The organism is Stenotrophomonas sp. 57 (assembly GCF_030291075.1).
Taxonomy (GTDB): domain Bacteria; phylum Pseudomonadota; class Gammaproteobacteria; order Xanthomonadales; family Xanthomonadaceae; genus Stenotrophomonas.
The window spans coordinates 2643144-2661946 of sequence record NZ_CP127407.1; the positions used below are offsets into that span (position 1 = coordinate 2643144).

The 18803-nt window shown below is 67.5% G+C and carries 19 protein-coding genes and 1 pseudogene; 14 read left to right on the forward strand and 6 right to left on the reverse strand.

The genetic code is table 11. From position 1 onward, the window contains the following. The first annotated feature begins 9 nt into the window (after positions 1 to 9). The 11 genes from QP512_RS12265 to QP512_RS12315 all read left to right on the forward strand — a co-directional run bounded on the left by QP512_RS12265 (position 10) and on the right by QP512_RS12315 (position 6378). Positions 10 to 246: a hypothetical protein gene (locus tag QP512_RS12265; protein ID WP_286068840.1), complete on the forward strand. Its 237-nt coding sequence runs from the start codon at positions 10 to 12 to the stop codon at positions 244 to 246. Further along, a complete protein-coding gene (locus QP512_RS12270; RefSeq protein WP_286068841.1) occupies positions 243 to 482 on the forward strand; it encodes a hypothetical protein in 240 nt (79 codons plus the stop codon). Before QP512_RS12265 ends, QP512_RS12270 begins: the two co-directional genes overlap by 4 nt. Then, positions 479 to 718 carry a hypothetical protein gene (locus tag QP512_RS12275; protein ID WP_286068842.1) on the forward strand — a complete coding sequence of 80 codons (240 nt, stop codon included), beginning with the start codon at positions 479 to 481 and terminating at the stop codon, positions 716 to 718. The genes QP512_RS12270 and QP512_RS12275 overlap by 4 nt, the downstream gene beginning before the upstream one ends. Positions 719 to 827: 109 nt before the next feature. Beyond that, positions 828 to 1070 carry a hypothetical protein gene (locus QP512_RS12280; RefSeq protein WP_286068844.1) on the forward strand — a complete coding sequence of 81 codons (243 nt, stop codon included), beginning with the start codon at positions 828 to 830 and terminating at the stop codon, positions 1068 to 1070. 77 nt (positions 1071 to 1147) lie between these two features. Then, positions 1148 to 1357, forward strand: a complete 210-nt coding sequence (locus tag QP512_RS12285; protein WP_286068845.1) for a hypothetical protein — start codon at positions 1148 to 1150, stop codon at positions 1355 to 1357. After that, positions 1354 to 2940, forward strand: a complete 1587-nt coding sequence (locus QP512_RS12290) for a hypothetical protein (protein ID WP_286068846.1) — start codon at positions 1354 to 1356, stop codon at positions 2938 to 2940. The genes QP512_RS12285 and QP512_RS12290 overlap by 4 nt, the downstream gene beginning before the upstream one ends. After that, positions 2933 to 3253 carry a hypothetical protein gene (locus tag QP512_RS12295; protein WP_286068848.1) on the forward strand — a complete coding sequence of 107 codons (321 nt, stop codon included), beginning with the start codon at positions 2933 to 2935 and terminating at the stop codon, positions 3251 to 3253. The genes QP512_RS12290 and QP512_RS12295 overlap by 8 nt, the downstream gene beginning before the upstream one ends. Then, positions 3246 to 5339 (forward strand): DNA cytosine methyltransferase, encoded by a 2094-nt coding sequence (locus QP512_RS12300; protein ID WP_286068849.1) that lies wholly within the window; start codon positions 3246 to 3248, stop codon positions 5337 to 5339. The genes QP512_RS12295 and QP512_RS12300 overlap by 8 nt, the downstream gene beginning before the upstream one ends. Further along, positions 5336 to 5530 (forward strand): hypothetical protein, encoded by a 195-nt coding sequence (locus QP512_RS12305; RefSeq protein WP_286068850.1) that lies wholly within the window; start codon positions 5336 to 5338, stop codon positions 5528 to 5530. Before QP512_RS12300 ends, QP512_RS12305 begins: the two co-directional genes overlap by 4 nt. Further along, complete coding sequence (locus tag QP512_RS12310) at positions 5527 to 6066, forward strand: hypothetical protein (protein WP_286068851.1); 540 nt, start codon at positions 5527 to 5529, stop codon at positions 6064 to 6066. The genes QP512_RS12305 and QP512_RS12310 overlap by 4 nt, the downstream gene beginning before the upstream one ends. Positions 6067 to 6069: 3 nt before the next feature. Further along, a complete protein-coding gene (locus QP512_RS12315; protein ID WP_286068852.1) occupies positions 6070 to 6378 on the forward strand; it encodes a hypothetical protein in 309 nt (102 codons plus the stop codon). 195 nt (positions 6379 to 6573) lie between these two features. Here the strand turns inward: QP512_RS12315 and QP512_RS12320 are convergent, their stop codons facing one another. Beyond that, positions 6574 to 7536, reverse strand: a complete 963-nt coding sequence (locus tag QP512_RS12320; protein ID WP_286068854.1) for a site-specific integrase — start codon at positions 7534 to 7536, stop codon at positions 6574 to 6576. 401 nt (positions 7537 to 7937) lie between these two features. On the opposite strand from QP512_RS12320, the gene QP512_RS12325 reads away from it, so the two are divergent. Further along, positions 7938 to 9377, forward strand: coding sequence for a GGDEF domain-containing protein (locus tag QP512_RS12325; protein ID WP_286068855.1), 1440 nt, complete (start codon positions 7938 to 7940; stop codon positions 9375 to 9377). On the opposite strand, the gene QP512_RS12330 is transcribed toward QP512_RS12325, so the two are convergent. Beyond that, a complete protein-coding gene (locus QP512_RS12330) occupies positions 9374 to 11200 on the reverse strand; it encodes a methyl-accepting chemotaxis protein (RefSeq protein WP_286068856.1) in 1827 nt (608 codons plus the stop codon). The two genes, QP512_RS12325 and QP512_RS12330, sit on opposite strands and share 4 nt — an antisense overlap. Before the next feature lie 444 nt (positions 11201 to 11644). Between QP512_RS12330 and QP512_RS12335 the strand changes: the two are divergent. Together QP512_RS12335 and QP512_RS12340 are read left to right on the forward strand one after the other, a co-directional pair. Continuing rightward, positions 11645 to 12338 (forward strand): annotated as a pseudogene (locus QP512_RS12335) (hypothetical protein). Positions 12339 to 12392: 54 nt separating this feature from the next. After that, positions 12393 to 12683, forward strand: coding sequence for a putative quinol monooxygenase (locus QP512_RS12340; protein ID WP_286068857.1), 291 nt, complete (start codon positions 12393 to 12395; stop codon positions 12681 to 12683). On the opposite strand, the gene QP512_RS12345 is transcribed toward QP512_RS12340, so the two are convergent. From QP512_RS12345 to QP512_RS12360, 4 genes are all read right to left on the reverse strand, one after another. Then, positions 12625 to 12927, reverse strand: coding sequence for a hypothetical protein (locus QP512_RS12345; protein ID WP_286068858.1), 303 nt, complete (start codon positions 12925 to 12927; stop codon positions 12625 to 12627). The genes QP512_RS12340 and QP512_RS12345 overlap by 59 nt on opposite strands. A 78-nt stretch (positions 12928 to 13005) precedes the next feature. Continuing rightward, on the reverse strand, positions 13006 to 14397 hold the full coding sequence (locus tag QP512_RS12350) for an efflux transporter outer membrane subunit (protein ID WP_286068859.1): 1392 nt from the start codon (positions 14395 to 14397) through the stop codon (positions 13006 to 13008). Further along, the gene (locus tag QP512_RS12355) at positions 14384 to 15547 is read right to left on the reverse strand and encodes an efflux RND transporter periplasmic adaptor subunit (RefSeq protein ID WP_286068860.1); all 1164 of its coding nucleotides are present in this window, start codon (positions 15545 to 15547) and stop codon (positions 14384 to 14386) included. Before QP512_RS12355 ends, QP512_RS12350 begins: the two co-directional genes overlap by 14 nt. Beyond that, positions 15540 to 18758: an efflux RND transporter permease subunit gene (locus QP512_RS12360; protein ID WP_286068861.1), complete on the reverse strand. Its 3219-nt coding sequence runs from the start codon at positions 18756 to 18758 to the stop codon at positions 15540 to 15542. The genes QP512_RS12355 and QP512_RS12360 overlap by 8 nt, the downstream gene beginning before the upstream one ends. Positions 18759 to 18803 lie beyond the last annotated feature (45 nt).

Genomic DNA, 18803 nt, shown 5'->3' on the forward strand with positions numbered 1-18803 from the left:
GCCTGAGCCATGGCCGCGATCACCACCACCAGCCGTGGCGCAGCCAGCGCCGAAACCCGGGCTCACGCCGGAACCATCGTCGTCAAGGTCGGTGGCACCGCGCTGCTCAGCCTGACATCGGCCGAGGCCCGCGAGCTGGCCGAGCACCTGGCCGTGTGCGCCCACGCGATCGACGAAGGCGCGACCGAAGTCGCCACCATTGCCCGCTCCCAGCCGCTGGCTCTCCGGCAGGCGGTGGCCGCGTGAGCGCCGTCATCCTGCAGTTCCCGACCCGGCGCGTCCGCGCCAAGGCAGTAGCCGACGCCGTGCGCCTCGCCGCGCTGCGCTTCGGATACCACCCGCACAACGCCGATGTAGCCGCCGCCATCGCCCGCAAGGACTTCCTCAGCGGCCGATACAGCGCCGCGCGCGCCGTCAGCGAAATGGTCGACCAACTCGGCGCCGCCATGCGTCATATGCGCGTCAAAGGCGGTGCCGCGTGACCGCCCCTGTCGATGTGCAGCGCCTGCGTGACGCCCTTGCCTGGCACTTGCGGCTGGAGCGCGGCGCCAGCCGCCGGGCTCGGTACTTCGAGCGCCGAGCAAACAATCCCCGCAATCCGAACCGCGCCGCATCTGCCCGCGTCGCCGCCGGCTACCAGGGTGACGCCGCGAAAGACCGTCGCCGCATCGCCGAGCTGCGTTCCGAGTTGGCGAGCGTCAAAGGCGGTGCGGCGTGACCGACCACGACTTCTTCGCCGCCATGGCCGTCGGCATCCCGCCCATCACCCCGCCCGCCGGCCCGGCGCCCTCGCCGGCCGAGCCCACTGCCGAACAGGAGACCGAGTAATGCGCCACCTGGCCCTGCCCTTCTTCTGCGCCGTCGTCGTCGGCCTGCTCCTCGGCCTGCTCGCTTGGGCGCTGCGCAACCACCTCGACCAGGTCGCACTGGCCTGCGCCATCGGCGCCGTGTTCTTCGCGTGGCGCTGCTGGGAAGACCTCCGCACCAGCTGGCCGGCGTTCAAGGCCGAGATGCAGCGCCGCAGCGATGAACGACAGCGCGCGCCGCTCGCCGCCGACGACACCCACTGAGCAACCGCCCGCCCGCGGCACCGGGCTCCGTGCCGACCGGACTTCCACAAGTCGGCAACCCATTCCAGGAGTCCAGCGTGCGTAACCAGCTCGACATCTTCGACCACGACCCAGCCCGCATGGCCGCGGTAAACCGCGCCGCAGCCGAGCACGCCCTGACCGATGTGCAGTTCACCGCCGCCGTGCGCCAGGAGCGCCACGACTACTACGTGAGCGAAGCCGAACGCTGGGAACACCTCGCCGCGCACAGCGCGCGCTCCACCAACAGCAAGGACATGCAGGCATGAGCAACGACAACAAGACCCTGGCGGACGTGCAGCCCGGTGGGAGGGTGAGGCTGGGGGATGGGCTTTTGCAGAAGGCATATGACGACCTGCGCTACTACGTTGAAGCCAGTCCCTGCGAACTCGCGCAGCGCGGAATCAGTCGTGAGGATGCGCTGGATATTGCACGAGAATCCGAAGCCGCCCTCTCCGCCCAGACCTCCACGGGCGAAACCCTTCCGCCCGAAATGCGCTTCGGCTCTCCGGACTATCTGGACTACCTCGATACTGAGCCCTCCCCGGGTGGTCAGGGGGAGGCGCTGCCGCCGCTGCCGCCAAAGGACGTAGTTGATACGCACCTTCCGACAGGCGTTCGAATCTACGGCTACACCGCCGAGCAGATGCAGGGCTATGCACGCGCCGCCCTCGCCGCCCGCCAGCCGGTGGGGGAGACCTTCCAGTCCGGCGTAGCCGAATGGATGGGCCAGTGCTTCCTCCCATCGCTCTACAGCAACATGACCGAGCGCGGCGACCGCCTGCTGGAAGAGGTGCTGGAGCTGCTGCAGGCCCACGGCTACGACAAGGCGCGCGTGCCCACGCTGGTCGATTACGTGTTCGGTCGTCCGGTCGGCGATCCTGCGCAGGAAGTCGGCGGCGTCATGGTCACCCTGGCCGGCTATTGCTGGGTGGCGGGCCTGGACATGCACGCTGCTGGCGATGCTGAGCTGGCTCGGATCACCCAGCCCGAGGTGATGGCGAAGATCCGGGCCAAGCAGGAAGCGAAGAACGCCCTTCACTTCGACACGCCGCTGCCGGGCAATGCCGCCACCCCGCCCGCGCAGGCCGATCAGGAATATCTGGAGAGTTTGGATCGTGCCCTGGGATGTGTCATCGACGAGCGCGACCGATACCACGAAATGGCCGACGACCTGGCCGGCCACATCGCAACCATCACTGGCGTAGATATCGGCGAGCACAGCAGCGCCAACTGCCCTTGGCGGAACGCAATCGAGGCTGCTGAGGAGTACAAGCCCGCGCAGGCCGTGGACGACCGGTTCCCCGGTGGGTTCCCCGATGCGATTGCATGCGTAAACGAGATTGAAGAACTGGCCGAGGCTCTGCATACGCAAGTGTTCGGGCATGAGTCGGACGGCGAGAGTGGCGCGACTACCGTGCTGCAGATGGTGCGCTACCAGCTCGCTGAGCAGCCCGCGCAGGCCGTGGACCTGGCCCCGCGCCCGATGGCAACGGCCCCTCACGACGGAACCATGGTGCGCCTGCTGGTGCAGTTCAAAGAGAACGCCACCGAGGACACCTCCGAACCAACGTGGACCATCGGCGCGTGCAACGACGATAACGTGGGCGAGGATGAACGTATCGGCTGGCAGTTCGCTGGCTGGTGCTGGACGCACGACCACTTCACTGAGGGTAAGGGCACGCCAGTCGGCTGGCTGCCGATGATCGACTCAGCGCAGGCCGTGGACCTGGGCGCGGTTCGTGACATTGCTCGCAAGGCGTTTAGCGTTGCCCTGCCAGGAAGCGAGGTCGATGCCGAACTTAAAAAGCTTCTGGCCGTGATCGACGGCAAGGCGGTGGGCAATGGCTGACCAGCTGCTCACCGCTGCAATGGATCGGGCTGAGTCGCCCCAGTCCGCCTACGCCCATGGCCCGGTGTGGGATGCCTTCGGCCTGACCCGCGCCGCATACCTGGTCGTTCCTCGCAGAACGCTCCAGTCCATGCCGCTGGAATGGCAGCAGCGCTTCGTCGCGCTGATGGACGAAGCACACGCCCACCTGCCCGCCGAGGCTTTCCCCGACTACACCGTGCAGCGCCAAGAGCGCGGCAGGTTCACGACCGACCCGCTGCGTGACTACCGCCACACCGGCCCCATCGCACCCAAGGATTCCTCCAATGGCTGACGGCTCCCGCGCTTTCAACTTCCCTATGCCGCAGCGCTCCCGCCTGCGCCCCGGCGAGATCGTCGTGGATCTGTTCGCCGGCGGTGGCGGGGCATCGGAAGGGCTCAAGCAGGCCCTTGGCATCGATCCCGCCCTGGCCTACAACCACGACGAGCTGGCCATCGGCATGCACGCCGCCAACCACCCGCTGACCCAACACCACCGCGAGGATATCTGGCACGCCGACCCTCGCGTGGACGTGGCCGGCCGGCCCATCGGCTGGTTCCATGCCTCGCCGGACTGCACGCACTTCAGCCAGGCCAAGGGCGGCCAGCCGCGCAGCCGGAAGACCCGTGCCCTGTCGTGGGTGGTGCTGAAGTGGGTTGGCCAGCTGCTTCGCGCGGATCGCCTGCACGGCACCAACACCGCGCCGCGCATCATCTCCATGGAGAACGTCTGGCAGATCCTGACCTGGGGCCCGCTGGTGGCCAAGCGCTGCAAGACCAGCGGCCGCGTCATCAAGATGGATGGCACCGTAGCAGCGCGCGGCGAGCGCGTTCCGGTCGAGAACCAGCAGCTGGTCCCGGACAAACGCCACAGCGGTCGCACCTGGCAGCAGTTCGTGGCCGCACTGCGGGCGCTGGGCTACGCGGTCGAATGGCGCAAGCTGGTGGCCAGCGACTATGGCGCCGGCACCAGCCGCGAACGCCTGTTCCTGCTCGGCCGCCGCGATGGCGAGCAGATCGTGTGGCCAGAGGCCAGCCACGGCCCCGCGCCCGGCCAGACGCCGCGCGTCACCGCCGCCGACTGCCTGGACTTCTCCATCCCCTGCCCGTCCATCTTCACCCGTTCCCGGCCGCTGGCCGACGCCACCATGCGCCGCATCGCAAAGGGCGTCATGCGCCACGTCATCAACTCGGCCGATCCGTTCATTGTCCCGGTGACGCACCAGGGCGGCGACCGCGTGCACGACGTGCGGGATCCGATGCGCACGATCACTGCCGCCAACCGCGGCGAGCTGATGCTGGCAGCGCCGGAACTGGCACCCTTCATCACCGAGCACGCCAATGCCAGCACCCAGCGCACGATGGCTGTGGACGAACCCCTGCGCACGCTCTGTGCCGAGGTGAAGGGCGGCCACTTCTCCGTGGTCACTCCGATCCTTGCCGGTGTGGGAGGCCGGGCCGGCCAGTCGGAGCCGCGCTCCGGTGACGACCCGCTGTATACGATGACCGCGAAGGCAGATACCGCGCTGGTCGCGCCGGTCCTGGTGCAGACCGGCTACGGCGAACGCGAGGGCCAGGCACCGCGCGCATTGGACCTGCAGCGACCGCTGGGCACGGTGGTGGCCGGTGGCGTCAAGCACGCGGTCGCCGCGCCGCACCTCGTGAAGTTCCGAGGCGACAGCATCGGCACGCCGGCAACTGAGCCAGTGCCGACGATCACCTCTGGTGCCGGTGCCGCGCGCCCGGCTGGCGCGGCGCACGCGTTGGGCGTGTCTGCCGCTACGCTGGTCACCCTGCGCAACAACATGGCCGGCGCGGACCCGCAAGAGCCGCTGTCGACCATTGCCGCGCAGGGTGAGCACCACGCGCTGGCTACTGCATTCCTGGAGCAAGCCAACGGTGGCTTCTACGAGGGCGGCGGGCGCGATGCGCGCAACCCGGTCAGCACGATCACAGCCACCGGCAGCCAGCAGCAGCTGGTAACCGCAGACCTGGCGCAGCTGTCGCCGGAGCACCAGGAAGGCGCGCTGCGCGTCGCAGCCTTCCTGGTGAAGTACTACGGCAGCGGGATCGCCGTGGATCTGCACGACCCCGTGGACACGGTGACCACCAAGGATCGCTTGGCGCTGGTGACCGTCCACATTCAAGGCACGCCATACGTGATCGTGGATATCGGCCTGCGCATGCTCAAGCCGCACGAGCTGTACCGCGCCCAGGGCTTCCCGCCCGGCTACATCATCGATCGCACGGCCAACGGCACGCCGCTCAGCACCAGCGCCGCCGTGCGCATGGTCGGCAACAGCGTGAGCCCGCCACCGCTGCGTGCCCTGGCCGAGGCGAATCTTGACCGGGTCCCGGCCGACATGGCGGTGGCGGCATGACCGGCGCTGCCTTGGCCAAGCACGTCGCCCGCGTGCTGCTGACCGAATGCCGGGCGCGCCGACACGGCCTCGGCTTCTGGTTCGCCTTCAACGCTGCACAGCGCGCGCGCATGCGCGCGACCGCTCCCGCACCACTGCCTGCATCGCCACGCGCACCGGCACTGCCGGCCCAACTGGACCTATTCCCATGACCGCTCTATCGCTTCCGCTCCGCCTCAAGCTCCCCCAGCACGGCCGCCAGGCCGCGATTGCTGGCAATAGCTCGATCATGCCGGGTCTCCCCGGGCTTTCCCGCATTGAGCCATTCCTTCGCTCGCGTCCGAAGCACCAGGTTTGCCGCTTCCAGAACTACATGGTGGCGAGCATTCCTCTGCCCAATCGCGAGCCGCGGGCCGAACACAGTCAGCAGCGTCGCGCCCGGCTCCAGAAGCTGTTGCGCCGCATCGCCCTCCAGGTGCTCACCATGGTGAACCTGCCTGGCCAGTGCCTCCAAGAGATCGGCCAGCGATCGGTCAGCGCCAGGAGCCATGGCGGCTCGGATCTGCTGCCGCTGCCAATGCGTCGTCGGCCTCTTGGCCAATACCAAGTCCTGAACGTCAGCGCTCTGTCGAAGAGCGCCCGCCTCAGCCTTGGCGCGGAGCCACAACTCCGCATGCGTCGAATTCGCATATTGACTCATGCACCCCAGTGTAGCGCCAGCCATTCCCCGCATTTCCATCGGAGCTGACACATGACCCAGGAACATATCAGCCACCCGGAAGGGTTGCCGAGCTGCGCCGCCGGCCACCGAGCGCGCCACATCCACGACAAGCGCTGCGCGTCTGCCGGCGGCGGCCACCTGGTCGAGTGCGCCTGCAGGTCGACCAGCAAGCATTCCGATCCTGATGCAGCCATTGCAGCGTGGCGCCGCCTCAACCGCCCGGCGCGCAGCGCGCGGCCGGCCGCGGCTGCTGCGGCGGCCGACAACGTCCTGCAGTTCCAGCTCGGCCTGGCCGAGCGCAAACCCAAGACCCAGCGCGCGGCGCTGGCGTCGATCTGAAGGAGGGAATCATGGGAGCCGCCGAGAACATCCCGTTTGAGCTGCGAGCCATCGGTGCCGAAGAAGTCGGCACCTTGCTCGGCCTGGCCGCGCGAACGGTTCTGGAGACCGTTGCATGCCGACCTGACTTCCCCGTCCGGATCAGCATGCGCCCGGCCACGTGGATTGCCGGAGAGGTGCTGGCATGGCGCCAAGCTAACCGAGCCGGTCAGCCAGCTCGTCGGCGTCGGTCTGGTAGTAAATCAAGAGGCTCTTCAGGTCCCGGTGTCCAATAACCCGGGCCAGCTCCATCACGTCCAGCTTCTTCGAAAGCCGCCAGATTGCCTCTGCGCGGCTGTCGTGGAAGTGCAGGTTCTCGATCTGAGCGGCATCCCGAGCCCTACGGAAGAGGGTGTCGCGAGTTCCCGGGTCCAGGTTGAACACGGATTCCGCGGCCTGCGGCAGCAGGCTGATGATCTCCCGCGCACGAGCTGACATTGGCACACGGCGCACGTCGCCATTCTTGGTCTTCGGCAGGGTCACGGATTTGGCCGACACATCGGACCAGGTCATGCCCAGGATCTCGCCGGCGCGCATTGCCGTCTCCAGGGCGAACAGGAAGCACAACGCGACCCGGTGCTGAGCCGTCTCTGGCACGCCACCGTCGTATCCGAGGGCAAGCGTCAGCCTGTCGATCTCCTCCTGGGCCACTCTGCGCTTGCGGCTGGCCGGCGCCTGCGGCCGGTCCACGTCCTTGATCGGGTCACCATTCAGCCACCCCCAATCCTTCCGGCAGGATTTGAAAACCGACTGCAACAGGTTCATCTCGCGCCGGACGGAGGCGGGTGCGACCTGGCCCAAGCGGCGCTCGCGCCATTCGGCCAGGTGGATCGGCCGCAGAGTGGGCAGGCGCACGAGCGCCAGTGGATCCCGCTCCAGCAAACCCAGCCGCGCCAGCTCCCACCGCACGCCCTTGTGCTTCGGCGCCACCTCGCTTGCATAGCGCCGCAGGGCGTCCTTGACAGTATTCTCAGGCAAGCGGGCGCCGGTCAGTTCCGCCTCGCGCATGAGCGCCCACTGCACGGCCTGGGCCTTAGTGGGGAGCGTGTTCGACTCGCGTCGACCGTCCTTGTAGATCTCGGCACGCCAAGAGGTGCCGCGTCGTTGGATAGATGCCATGCCGCCAATGTTCGGCGTAATTCTGGCGTAACGCTATCGGGCAGACACGGGCTAGCACGTGATTAAGGTGATCTTTGCAGCGCGCGCAAGACATTGAATCCGTTGGATATAGAGTCTGTTCGGGCTTGATGGGGATTGAGCGTAAAACCTGCCGCAGTGCCTTTCACCGGCACCACTGCATCAAAGGCCAGGTCCCCGACCTGGCCTTTTGCATTTCCGGGGCTGAACTGCACGCCGCGTCCAGGCGGTCGTCCTGGGCAGCGCCGAGGGGCTCCGGAGCCCAGTGCGCCACAACCGCGACTGCTGACAAGGTTGACACTAGACGCAGCGCACACTTTTCTTGCCAGCCTCACGTACATCTGCCTATCGTGATCCCGCCGGATCCGGGGGCGGGGGAATGCATGACGCTACGTGCTGCACTGTTTTTTCTGGTCACGCACGCTCTCGTCATTGCCTTGATCGGCCCGCAGGACCCTGTCGGTTCCTACCTGTTGCTGATCACCGCCCCCTCGCTGGCCGCACTGGCGTGCGTGCGGCGGGCACGCGGCAGACAGGCAGCCTGCAAATGGCGGCTGCTCGGCGCGGCCGTCGGTTTGTTCTCGCTCGCCCTGCTGGCACTGCTGTACCGGAACGTGGCCGGCCTCGCGCCGGCGCAGATGACGGCATCGTCATTGATCCTGTATGTGTTCTACCGGGTCCCCCTGACCTACGTGGCCGCCAGCCCCGGAGGTGGCAACCGCAGCATCCGCACGGTGGACCTTGCAGTCATTGCCCTGCTGTGGCTGCTGTACTACCTGCATATGCGGGCCATGGCGCCCCTCAACACAGCGCTGTGGACGCAATGCCTGCACACGATGAGCAGCGTACAGAACAGCCTGGTGTTCTGTTTCGCGCTGATCCGTTTCCTGGCCGAGGACAATCCCGACCGCCGCGATTTCTTCCGGACGCTCTCGATCTACGCGCTGGGATACTTCCTGCTGGCGCTCTACATCAATACCTACCAGCCGCAGATACCTGACGGCAGCTGGGCGGACCTGCTGATCAGTGCACTGTTCGTGCTGCTGGCGGTCATGGCAGGCAGTCGCCGCCGCCGCCCGCCAGTGGCAGTATCCCGCAGCCTGCGGCGCATCGTCGATGCCGGCGTACCACTCATGCTGCCCTTGCTGCTGATGATGGTGGCGCTGCTGGTCGCCCGCCTGCAACCGGGCCTGGCCATGGCCGGATTCATCGGCGCCATGCTCGCCTACGCGCTGCGCAGCGTGCTGAGCCAGGTCGAGGTCCAGCGCCAGCGCGATGAACTGGAAACACTGGCACGACGTGATCCCCTCACCGGGCTGGGCAACCGGCGCAGCTTCGATGAGTCGCTGGGTGCCGCCCACCGCCGCGCGCGCCGCCAGGGGCAGGGCCTGGCCGTGCTGATGATCGACATCGACCACTTCAAGCGGCTCAACGACACCTACGGGCACCCGGAAGGTGACCGCCGCCTGCGTGCCGTCGCCGGCATCCTCGATGGCTGTCTGCAGCGAGGAGATGACCTGCTGGCCCGCTACGGGGGCGAGGAGTTCATCGCGGCCCTGCCATCGCCCGAGGCGATGCACGCGCTGCATCTGGGAGAACGCCTGCGTGCTGCGGTCGAAAGCGCTGCACTACCCGCTGCCGAGGGCCATGTGACCATCAGCGTGGGCGTGGCCTGGCAGGCCGCCAGTGATCCGTACGAGCCGGGTGACCTGGTCGACCGTGCCGACCAGGCCCTGTACCGCGCCAAGCATGCCGGGCGAAACCGCGTGCATCTTGCCCCGGCCCTGCAGGCCCGGGACGCACCCGCTGCCCCGCGCGCCTAGACCACCCGCAGGGTTGCGCCGCCATGCGGATGCCCTGCCCCGTCCTGGACACGGAAACCGGCCACGGTCTGCAGCAGCTGTGCCGACTGCTCCTCCATGCTGCGCGCTGCTGCCGACGCCTCTTCGACCAGGGCAGCATTCTGCTGGGTGCCCTGGTCGATCAGGTCGACCGCCTGGTTCATCTGCTGGATGTCGTCGCTCTGCTGCTGCGAGGCGGTGCTGATCTCGGTCATCAGGTCGCTGACCCGGCGGACATTGGTCACGATCTCGTCCATGGTGCGGCCGGCGCTCTCGACCTGGGCGGTGCCGGCCCCGACGTTGGCCACCGACTCATCGATCAGCTGCTTGATCTCCTTCGCTGCGCTGGCCGAGCGCTGCGACAGCTCGCGGATCTCGGTGGCGACCACGGCAAATCCACGCCCATGCTCGCCGGCGCGTGCGGCTTCCACCGCTGCGTTCAGTGCGAGGATGTTGGTCTGGAACGCGATGCCGTCGATTACCCCGATGATGTCGACGATGCGCCGCGAGGAGGCATTGATCACCGCCATCGTCTCGACCACCTCATGCACCACGCTACCGCCGCGCGCAGCGACGTCAGCGGCACCGCCGGCCAGCTGGCTGGCCTGGCGCGCGTTGGTGGCAGTGCGCTGCACGGTCTCGGCCAGCCCCTTCATCGATACCGCGGTTTCCTCCAGCGAGGCCGCCTGCTGCTCGGTGCGCTGCGACAGGTCACTGTTGCCCTGTGCGATCTCGGTCGCCCCCACCGCAATGGTGTCGGCAGCCAACTTGATCTGACCAATGATCGCTGCCATCGCCTCGACCAGCGCATTCACGCCTTCGCACAGCTCGGCGATCGCGCCCTGCTTGTCGGCCGTGGCAACGCGGCGGGTCAGGTCGCCCTGCTTGGCCGCGGCCACGACTTCGCGGGTCTGCGCCACGGCGCGCTGCATCGCCTGGTTTTCATGCACCTGCGCGGTGATGTCGGTGGCGTACTTGACGACCTTGAACGGCTTGCCGTTGAGGTCGAGGATGGGGTTGTAGGACGCCTGGATCCAGACCTCGCGGCCGCCCTTGCCCAGGCGCCGATACTGCCCGGCGTCGTATTCGCCGCGGCCAAGCTTTTCCCAGAACCGGCGGTACTCATCACTGCCACGATGGCCAGGCTCGACGAACAGCGAGTGGTGCTGTCCGCGCACCTCGTCGAGGCTGTAACCGGTGGTGGCGAGGAAATTGTCGTTGGCCGACAGAATGCGCCCGTCCATGCTGAACTCGATCACCGCCTGCGACTTGCCGATCGCCGCCAGCTGCCCGGCCGAATCAGCCGCCTGCAACTTCTGCGCGGTGATGTCGGTAGCGAACTTGACCACTTTGTATGGCCGCCCCTGGCGGTCCAGCACCGGGTTGTACGAGGCCTGTATCCAGATCTCGCGCTGGCCCTTGCCGAAGCGGCGATACTGCCCGGCGTCGTACTCGCCACGCCCCAGCCGCGCCCAGAAATCGCGGTATTCGACGCTGCGCGCCTGCTCCGGATCGACGAAAAGGGAATGGTGCTTTCCCTGGATCTCCTCCAGCCGATAGCCCACCGCCTGCAGGAAATTGTCATTGGCCTGCAGGATGGTGCCGTCGAGCGCGAATTCGATGACAGCCTGCACCCGATGCAGCGCCGCAACCTGGGCCTCAAGTTCGGAGCGATCGTTCGCTGCCGGCATGGCGCTGGCGCGGTGCTGCGGGGCGAGGACGCCCAGCAGCGCGCGCCACGGCGACCAACGGGTATGCAGCTCGGCTGGCGCCTGCGCGCCTGCCGTGAAGCCTGGAATGAGCATTGTCTGATCCTCGGTGTCCGACAAAGGGTTGCGACCCGACGGGCGGGATGCCCGGCGGCAACTTCAGTTGCTAAGGACTACAGGTACCGGCAGGCACCCCTCGAGCGGCTGGCAAGAACATCTGGTGCGGGTGCGATCGGCATCTGGGAGCGGCGGAACACACAGCGCGGGCCGCCCATCGGGGGCAGCCTGGGGTCCTGCAGCGGGCGACTGGAGCGGGATCCAGAGGGGATATCGGCGATGCCGGCGGCGGCTTTAGCGGAATTCCGCGACTTCCGTCTCAACTTCCGCCGACGCTGCGGTGTACTTCACGGCGTACTCACGCGCTGCGGAAGCGGGTGCAGTTCGAGCCGGTGATGTCTGCATGACCCACGGGAGATACCCCGCCACGTGAAAATGGCGACGTGCAGCCATCTGCAGGAGGTACATCGACAAGGAGATCACATGTTCGTTCGGTTGGACGGCCTCATCCTCCTTGGCCTGTGCAGCACTTGCGCGTTTGCCACCGATGCCGGCTATCGCCCCGCCTTCCAGCCAGACCAGTGAAGGGGCCACCCGCCGGGCGCCCTAACGAAGTTCTGGTCCTCGGCACGCCCCATCTTTCCGGGCTGCCGAAGACCTTCACGCCGGACATTCTGCAGCCGCTGCTCGAGGCCCTGCTTCGGCGGTGGTGCAATGGCTGCGCCTGCCCAAGGACGAACGTCGCACCGCCGACAGCCTGACACCGGAACTGGTGCCGTTCCTCGACAAGCGCACGGCCAAGCGTTACGAGGTGGGCATGATCGCCGGCGTGCTCGCCACGCCTAGACCTGGAGCGCTTACGGTCGGTCGATGACCTCACCGGCGACGCTCCCATCCCGGAAGCACAGAAAAATGCCTGCAGCGCGGCCCTGCAAGCAGCCTGGGACAACCCGGCAAGTGCGGCGCGCTTCACCGCGGACGAGCCGATGAAGGCCAACCTAAGCAAACCCGATGACCTGCTTGCGCTCCATCGCACGACGTGCTGGGCCAGCACCCGGGTAGCCGCATGCTGACCATCGTCGGTGCCTCGCACAGGGGCTACTACGAGGCCTACCTCAACCAGATGCACGATGTGCACCTGGTCAACGCGGACGCAGTATTGCGGCGACGGGGATAGGTGCCGGCCACGCGCCGGCACTATCCTGCAGGGCCCGATCTGCAGGTGCCGGACATGCTGAAAGTGATCGCCGAGGATTTCATCCGTCCCGATGCCGTGGACACCGTGCTGCCGCTGTATCGTGAGCTGGTCGCGTGCACGCAGCGCGAGCCGCTCTGCCTCGGCTATGAACTGTTCGTGGACCAGAAGGATCCGGGTCATTTCATCTTCATCGAACGGTGGCCGGACCGCGCGGCGCTCGACCTGCACTGCGCCAGCGAACATTTCCAGCGCCTTGTGCCCCGGATCAACGCCTTCCAGCGTGCACCGTGCCGGTTCCTGCTGATGGATGCCGCGCCGCTGTAGTGCCCGCATCGATGCCACCACGATTGCGGTGGCCACCTCGCCACAGCAGCACGCTGGCCGCCACCGTGCAGGCCAGCGTCAATAGCAGCGACGCCACCACGCCGCCGTGCAGCAGCGGCAGCATCGCCTGGGCAAGCCGGTCGTCGCGCAATTGTTCCAGACGCAGGCCACTGGCCAGTGCCAGGCACCAGCCCACCATGGCCGGCGCGTAGGCGGCAACGGCATTCCGATTCCAGGTGATCATCCTGCGTTCTCGCTTCCAGATGGGGTTGCGGCGATTGTTCCGCCCCGCCCTCTCACAGGCTGAGACCGCCTGCCGCTGCTACTGCGACCAGCCACCACCGAGCGCGGCCATGAGGGCCGCGCTGGCCTGCAACTGCCGGCTCTGGATGTCCTGCAGACCGAGCTGAGCCTGGCGTGCATCGGTCTGCGCACTGACCACGTCCAGATAGCTGATCGCGCCGCTGGTATAGCGATCATGTGCGATCTGCTCGGCACGCCGCGCGGCGGCCACCGCATCCTGCTCGTGGCCGCGCTGGGCGTCGAGCTGGCGCAGCAGGGTCAATTGGTCTTCCACCTGGCGGATCGCAGCGAGCACGGTGGCGCGGTACTGTGCCGACGCTGCGTCGAACTCCGCATAAGCCTCGGCCTTGGCTGCCTTGCGCCGGCCGCCATCAAACACCGGCAGCGCCGCTAATGGGCCCAGGGCCCAATAGCGGTTGCCTGCGTCGAGCAGCGCGCTGCCACCCGAGGTCTGCCCCCCCAGCAGGCCGCTCACGCTGAGCTGCGGAAACCACGCTGCACGCGCCACGCCGATACCTGCGTTGGCGGCGAACACCCGGCGTTCGGCGGCGGCGATGTCCGGCCGTCGCCGCAGCAGGCTGCTGGGCAGATCGGCCGGCACCGATGGCAGCGACGGCAGGCCCGCATCGGCGACGGCGAAGCCGCTGGCGGGCGCACCGACCAGCTCGGCGATGGCATGCCGCAGCAGCGCGCAGCGTCCGTCGAGCGCGTCCAGGTCGGCCTGCGCGCTGGCCAGCTGGTGCCGCGCGCGGGACACGTCCAGTTCCGAAGCGATCTCGCCGCGGAAGCGGTCCTCGGTCAACGTCAACGCTTGCCGGTAATCCTCGATGCTGCCACGCAGGGTCGCCTGCTGTGCCTGGGCACCGCGCAGCTGCAGATAGAGCCCGGCCAACTGCTGCGACAGGCTCAGCCGTGCGGCAGCCAGATCATCGCCACTGGCCTCGGCGCGCGCCTTGCCCGCGGCAGCAGCGTTGCGCAGGCGCCCCCACAGATCGAGGTCGAACGACAACGAGAACGTCGCGGTGTTGCTGTCATAGATCGCCGGCTGGGTGGCACTGCGCAGGGGCTTGTCATCGGATTGGCGCTGACGCACCGGGCCGGTGCTGAAGCCGATCTGCGGCAAGCGTGCCGCCGCTACCTCACCGGCGGCCGCGCGCGCCGCATCGTAGTGCGCCACGGCCAATGCCAGGCTCGGGCTGGCGGCGATCAACCGCTGCTGCAACTGGTTCAGTACCGGATCCTGGAAGGCGCGCCACCACGCCTGAGGCAAGGGCGCTGGGGTTGCTGCCTCCGCGTGCTCATAGCGGGCGGGCATCGCCACCACCGGCGTCTGGTAAGTCGGCGCCAGCGAGCAGCCCCCCAGCAGCAGGCCGATCACCGCCAGTGTCGCTGTGCGCTCAACTGCGGACATGCGTAGGCTCCGCGTTGCCAGCGACCACGCGCACATGATCGCCCTCGCGCAACGCGTCCGGCGGATTGGGAATGACCCTGTCGCCCGCTTTCAGGCCACGATCCACCCGCAGGGTGCTGCCGAGGTCACTGGCGATGTGGATGTCCCGCAGGTGCACGATGTCGTTGGCATCGACCACCGCCACCTGCGTGCCCTTGGCACGGAAGATCAACACGTCCGCTGGCACGCTCACACCCGCCCCCCCGCCCTGCAGCGGCAACGTCACTTCCGCATAGCTGCCGGGCAACAATGCGCCGTCGGTATTGTCGACCACGAACTGCGCGAGCAACGTACCCGAGCTGCGATCGATCGCGCTGGAATCGCCCTGCAACGTGGCAGTGAAGTGGCGCGCGTCCTGCCCCGGCACCTGCAGCGTGGCCTGCAGGCCAGGGCGGATGCTGGCCGCGCTGTTCTGCGGCACCGGCACCATCAGGCGCAAGCGCCGGGTATCGGCAATGTTGAACAGTTCGCGACCGCTGTCATCGGCGCGGATCAGCTGGCCGACGTCGGTCTGCCGCGAGGTGACCGTACCGTCGAAGGGCGCGCGCAACGTACGGTAGCGCCCCAGTTCCTGCAGCCGTGCATAGTCGGCCTGCGCCGCTTCCACGGTGGCCTGCGCGGCCACCGCATTGGCCTGCTTCTCGTCGGCCTCCTGGCGCGACACCGAGTGACTGCCCAGCATGCCCTGCCAGCGCTCGGCGCTGACCTTGGCCAACGCTGCATCGGCCTGCACCTGCAGCAGATGCGCGTGAGCCTGGGCGATCTGTTGGTCCAGCTCTGGGCTGTCGATCACCGCCAATACCTGCCCGGCCTTCACTGGCTGGCCGATGTCGGCACTCCAGGACTTCAGGTAGCCGCCCACGCGGGCATGGATCGGCGCTTCGGTCCAGGCACTCAGATGCGCCGGCAAGGTCAAGGTACCGGCAGCGCCCTGCTCTCCAGCAGTGACCACCTGCACCGAAGGAACCGCTTGGCGTTCGGTCCAGTCGACCACCGCGTGCGCCTGCTGTGCGCGCAGGGCCAGACCGGCGGCCACCAGCGCCAGCGCCACCGCAGCGGCCAGGACCAGGGGACGGCGCAGCGAACGCTGCGGCAGCAAAGACTCAGACATGCAGGGCTTCTCCGGCAGGAGCAGTACGGGTTTTACGGGAATGGGCCAGCGCGAACACCACAGGCACAAAGATCAGCGTGGCGCAGGTCGCCAGCAGCAGACCACCAATCACCGCGCGACCCAGCGGCGCGTTCTGCTCGGTGGACAGCGCGGTCGGCAACATGCCGAGGATCATCGCCAACGCGGTCATGCACACGGGTCGGAACCGGGTGAACCCGGCTTCCAGCGCGGCTTTGGGGGCATCTCCGTGTTCGGCCAGGCGCTCGCGGCAGAAGCTGACCACCAGGATCGAATTGGCGGTGGCCACGCCCATGCACAGGATGGCGCCGGTCAGCGCCGGCACCGACAGCGTGGTGTGGGTCAGGAACAGCATCCAGACCACACCGGCCAGCCCGGCCGGCAACGCGGTGATGATCACGAACGGGTCGGTCCAGGACTGGAAGTTGATGACGATCAGCAGGTAGATCAGCACGATCGCCGCCAGCAGGCCGTAGCCGAGGCCGGTGAACGCCACATGCAGCGCGTCGATCTGCCCGTGCAGGCCGACCTCGGTGCCGCGCGGACGCTGGCCCGCCATACCGTCGATGACCTTCTGCACGTCCGCCGCCACCGCGCCCAGGTCGCGGCCCTGCACGCTGGCAAACAGATCCAGCGTGGGCTGCACGTTGTAGTGGGTGACCACCGCGGAACTGGAGCCGCGCTGGATGTCAGCCAGGCCGCCCAGCACCTGCGGCGTGCCGCTGCTGCCGGTCACCGGCAGCGCCTGCAGTGCGGCCAGGCTGTCCATGCGGTATTGCGGCGTGGCCGCCACGACGCTGTAGGAAATGCCATTCTTCGGGCTCAGCCAGAAGGTCGGTGCAACCTGGCCGCTGCCGGCCAGCGACGCCACCATGCTATTGGTGACATCGCGCTCGGTGATACCCAGGCCATTGGCGCGCAGGCGGTCGACATCCACCTTCAGGGTCGGATAACCATCAGGCTGCTGCAGGCGCAGGTCGACCAGGCCCGGCACGTGGCGCAGGCGACGCTGCAGCTCCTGCGCATAGGCGCGGTTGCCGGCGGCGTCCGGTCCGGCGATGCGGATATCCAGCGGCGCCGGTGAACCGAAGTTGAGGATCTGGCTGCTTGTGTCGGCCGGCAGGAAGGCGAAGGTGGCGCCCGGGAATGCGGCCGCCAGCACCTCGCGCAGGCGCTTCTCATACTCGGCCGCATCGCCGTGCCCCGGCTTCAGCGAGACCTGGATGTCGCCGTCCTGCGGGCCGATGGTGCCGCTGGCGCTGTAGGCCATGTTGATGCCGGTCATCGGCAGGCCGAGGTTATCGACGACGGCATCGATCTCGTGCGGCGGGATCTCCTGGCGGATGCGTGCCTCGATGCGATCGAAGGCCGCAGCGGTTTCCTCGATGCGCGTGCCCAGCGGCAGGCGCACGTGCAGCGACAACGCGCTGGCCTCGGTGGCCGGGAAGAAGTCCTGGCCCAGCGTCGGCAACAGCGCAAAGGACAGCAGCACGCAGGCCATGAAGCCGACCAGGAAACGTCCGCGATGGGCCAGCGCCAGGCCGAGCAGCGCGTGGTAGCGGTCGCGGGTTGCGGAGAAACCGGCCTCGAAGCGCTGCTGCCAGCGCACCAGCGTAGCGGTAATGCGTGCGCGGCGCGGCTGAGGATGATCGCCCTCATGATGGTTGAGAAAGGCATCTTCGGGATGATGCCCGGTGCCCCGCTCCACACGATGCGGCTTCAACAGATACAGCGCCATGGTCGGCACCAGCGTGCGCGAGAGCACGAACGAACTGGCCATGGCGAAGATCACCGCCAGCGCCATCGGCCGGAAAAGATAACCGGCAATGCCATCAAGCAGGAACATTGGTACGAACACGATGCAGATGCACAGCAACGACACGAACGCCGGGCCGACGATCTGCGCGGCACCATCGAGGATCGCCTCGCGTACGCCCTTGCCCTGCTCCAGGTGCCAGTTGACGTTCTCGATGGTGACGGTGGCATCGTCGACCAGGATGCCCACCGCCAGTGCCAGGCCGCCGAGGGTCATCACATTGAGCGTCTGCCCTGCAGCCGACAGCAGCGCGATGGCCGAGAGCACCGCCAGCGGAATCGACGCTGCGATGATCACCGTCGAGCGCCAGCTGCCGAGGAACACCAGAATCATCACGCTGGTCAGCAGCGCGGCGATGATGCCCTCGCGGGCCACGCTGCTGATCGATTCGCGCACGAAGGTGGAGGCATCGCCGAGCAGCGAGATCTTCAGCGACGGCGGCAGCGTCTCGCCGATCTGCGGCAGCATGCTGCGGATGCGGCTGACCAGGGTCAGCGTGGAGGCATCGCCGTTCTTCAGCGCGGCCATCAACACCGAATGACCGCCATTGACGCGCACGATGTTGGTCTGCGGCGGTGAACCATCGCGGACGTGGGCGACCTGGCCGATGGTGACCACCGCGCCATTGACGGTACGGATCGGCAGGTCGTTGAGGGCTTCAATCTCGCTGGGGCTGTTGTTGAGCAGCACCGTGAATTCGTTGCTGCCCAGCTTGGCGGTACCGACCGGGGTGATCTGGTTCTGTGCGGCCAGCGCATTGCCGACGTCCTGCGCGGACAGGCCCTTGGCCGCCATTGCCTGCGGATCAAGGTCGAGGGTGATCTGGCGCTGCTTGCCACCGTAGGGGGCGGGAATGGCCAGGCCCGGGATCGAGGTCAGTGGCGGCCGCACGGTGTTCTGCGCCAGATCGCGGATCTGTGATTCACCCAGGGTCGGGCTGGAGAACGCCATCTGCAGTACCGGCACGGTGGAGGCGCTGTAGTTGAGGATCAGCGGCGGCGTCATGCCGGCCGGCATCTGCTTGACGATGGTCTGCGAGATGGCGGTGATCTGTGCGTTGGCGGTACGGATATCGACGCCGGGCTGGAAGAACACCTTGACCACGCCCATGCCGGCCAGCGACTGCGATTCGATGTGCTCGATGTCGTTGACGGTGGTGCTGAGCGCACGCTCGTAGGGCGAGATCACGCGGCCGGCCATCGCATCGGGCGACAGCCCGGTGTATTGCCACACCACCGCGATGACCGGGATGCCGATATCGGGAAACACATCGGTGGGGGTGCGCAGCGCGCTGAGCGGACCGACGATGCAGATGAAAATGGCCATCACCACGAAGGTGTAAGGCTTGTTGAGCGCGGTCCTGACCAACCCGAGCATGCGGCTCTCCAGCGATGCCACTGCCCACCGCGGGCAGCGCAGGCC

What these genes read in the sequence shown, in the direction of transcription:
- QP512_RS12355 (WP_286068860.1), bottom strand. Translation starts at nt 15,547, where the DNA reads ATGTCTGAGTCTTTGCTGCCGCAGCGTTCGCTGCGCCGTCCCCTGGTC.
- QP512_RS12345 (WP_286068858.1), bottom strand. Translation starts at nt 12,927, where the DNA reads ATGATCACCTGGAATCGGAATGCCGTTGCCGCCTACGCGCCGGCCATG.
- QP512_RS12340 (WP_286068857.1), top strand. Translation starts at nt 12,393, where the DNA reads ATGCTGAAAGTGATCGCCGAGGATTTCATCCGTCCCGATGCCGTGGAC.
- QP512_RS12325 (WP_286068855.1), top strand. Translation starts at nt 7,938, where the DNA reads ATGACGCTACGTGCTGCACTGTTTTTTCTGGTCACGCACGCTCTCGTC.
- QP512_RS12320 (WP_286068854.1), bottom strand. Translation starts at nt 7,536, where the DNA reads ATGGCATCTATCCAACGACGCGGCACCTCTTGGCGTGCCGAGATCTAC.
- QP512_RS12265 (WP_286068840.1), top strand. Translation starts at nt 10, where the DNA reads ATGGCCGCGATCACCACCACCAGCCGTGGCGCAGCCAGCGCCGAAACC.
- QP512_RS12310 (WP_286068851.1), top strand. Translation starts at nt 5,527, where the DNA reads ATGACCGCTCTATCGCTTCCGCTCCGCCTCAAGCTCCCCCAGCACGGC.
- QP512_RS12315 (WP_286068852.1), top strand. Translation starts at nt 6,070, where the DNA reads ATGACCCAGGAACATATCAGCCACCCGGAAGGGTTGCCGAGCTGCGCC.
- QP512_RS12350 (WP_286068859.1), bottom strand. Translation starts at nt 14,397, where the DNA reads ATGTCCGCAGTTGAGCGCACAGCGACACTGGCGGTGATCGGCCTGCTG.
- QP512_RS12290 (WP_286068846.1), top strand. Translation starts at nt 1,354, where the DNA reads ATGAGCAACGACAACAAGACCCTGGCGGACGTGCAGCCCGGTGGGAGG.
- QP512_RS12360 (WP_286068861.1), bottom strand. Translation starts at nt 18,758, where the DNA reads ATGCTCGGGTTGGTCAGGACCGCGCTCAACAAGCCTTACACCTTCGTG.
- QP512_RS12295 (WP_286068848.1), top strand. Translation starts at nt 2,933, where the DNA reads ATGGCTGACCAGCTGCTCACCGCTGCAATGGATCGGGCTGAGTCGCCC.
- QP512_RS12305 (WP_286068850.1), top strand. Translation starts at nt 5,336, where the DNA reads ATGACCGGCGCTGCCTTGGCCAAGCACGTCGCCCGCGTGCTGCTGACC.
- QP512_RS12330 (WP_286068856.1), bottom strand. Translation starts at nt 11,200, where the DNA reads ATGCTCATTCCAGGCTTCACGGCAGGCGCGCAGGCGCCAGCCGAGCTG.
- QP512_RS12300 (WP_286068849.1), top strand. Translation starts at nt 3,246, where the DNA reads ATGGCTGACGGCTCCCGCGCTTTCAACTTCCCTATGCCGCAGCGCTCC.
- QP512_RS12280 (WP_286068844.1), top strand. Translation starts at nt 828, where the DNA reads ATGCGCCACCTGGCCCTGCCCTTCTTCTGCGCCGTCGTCGTCGGCCTG.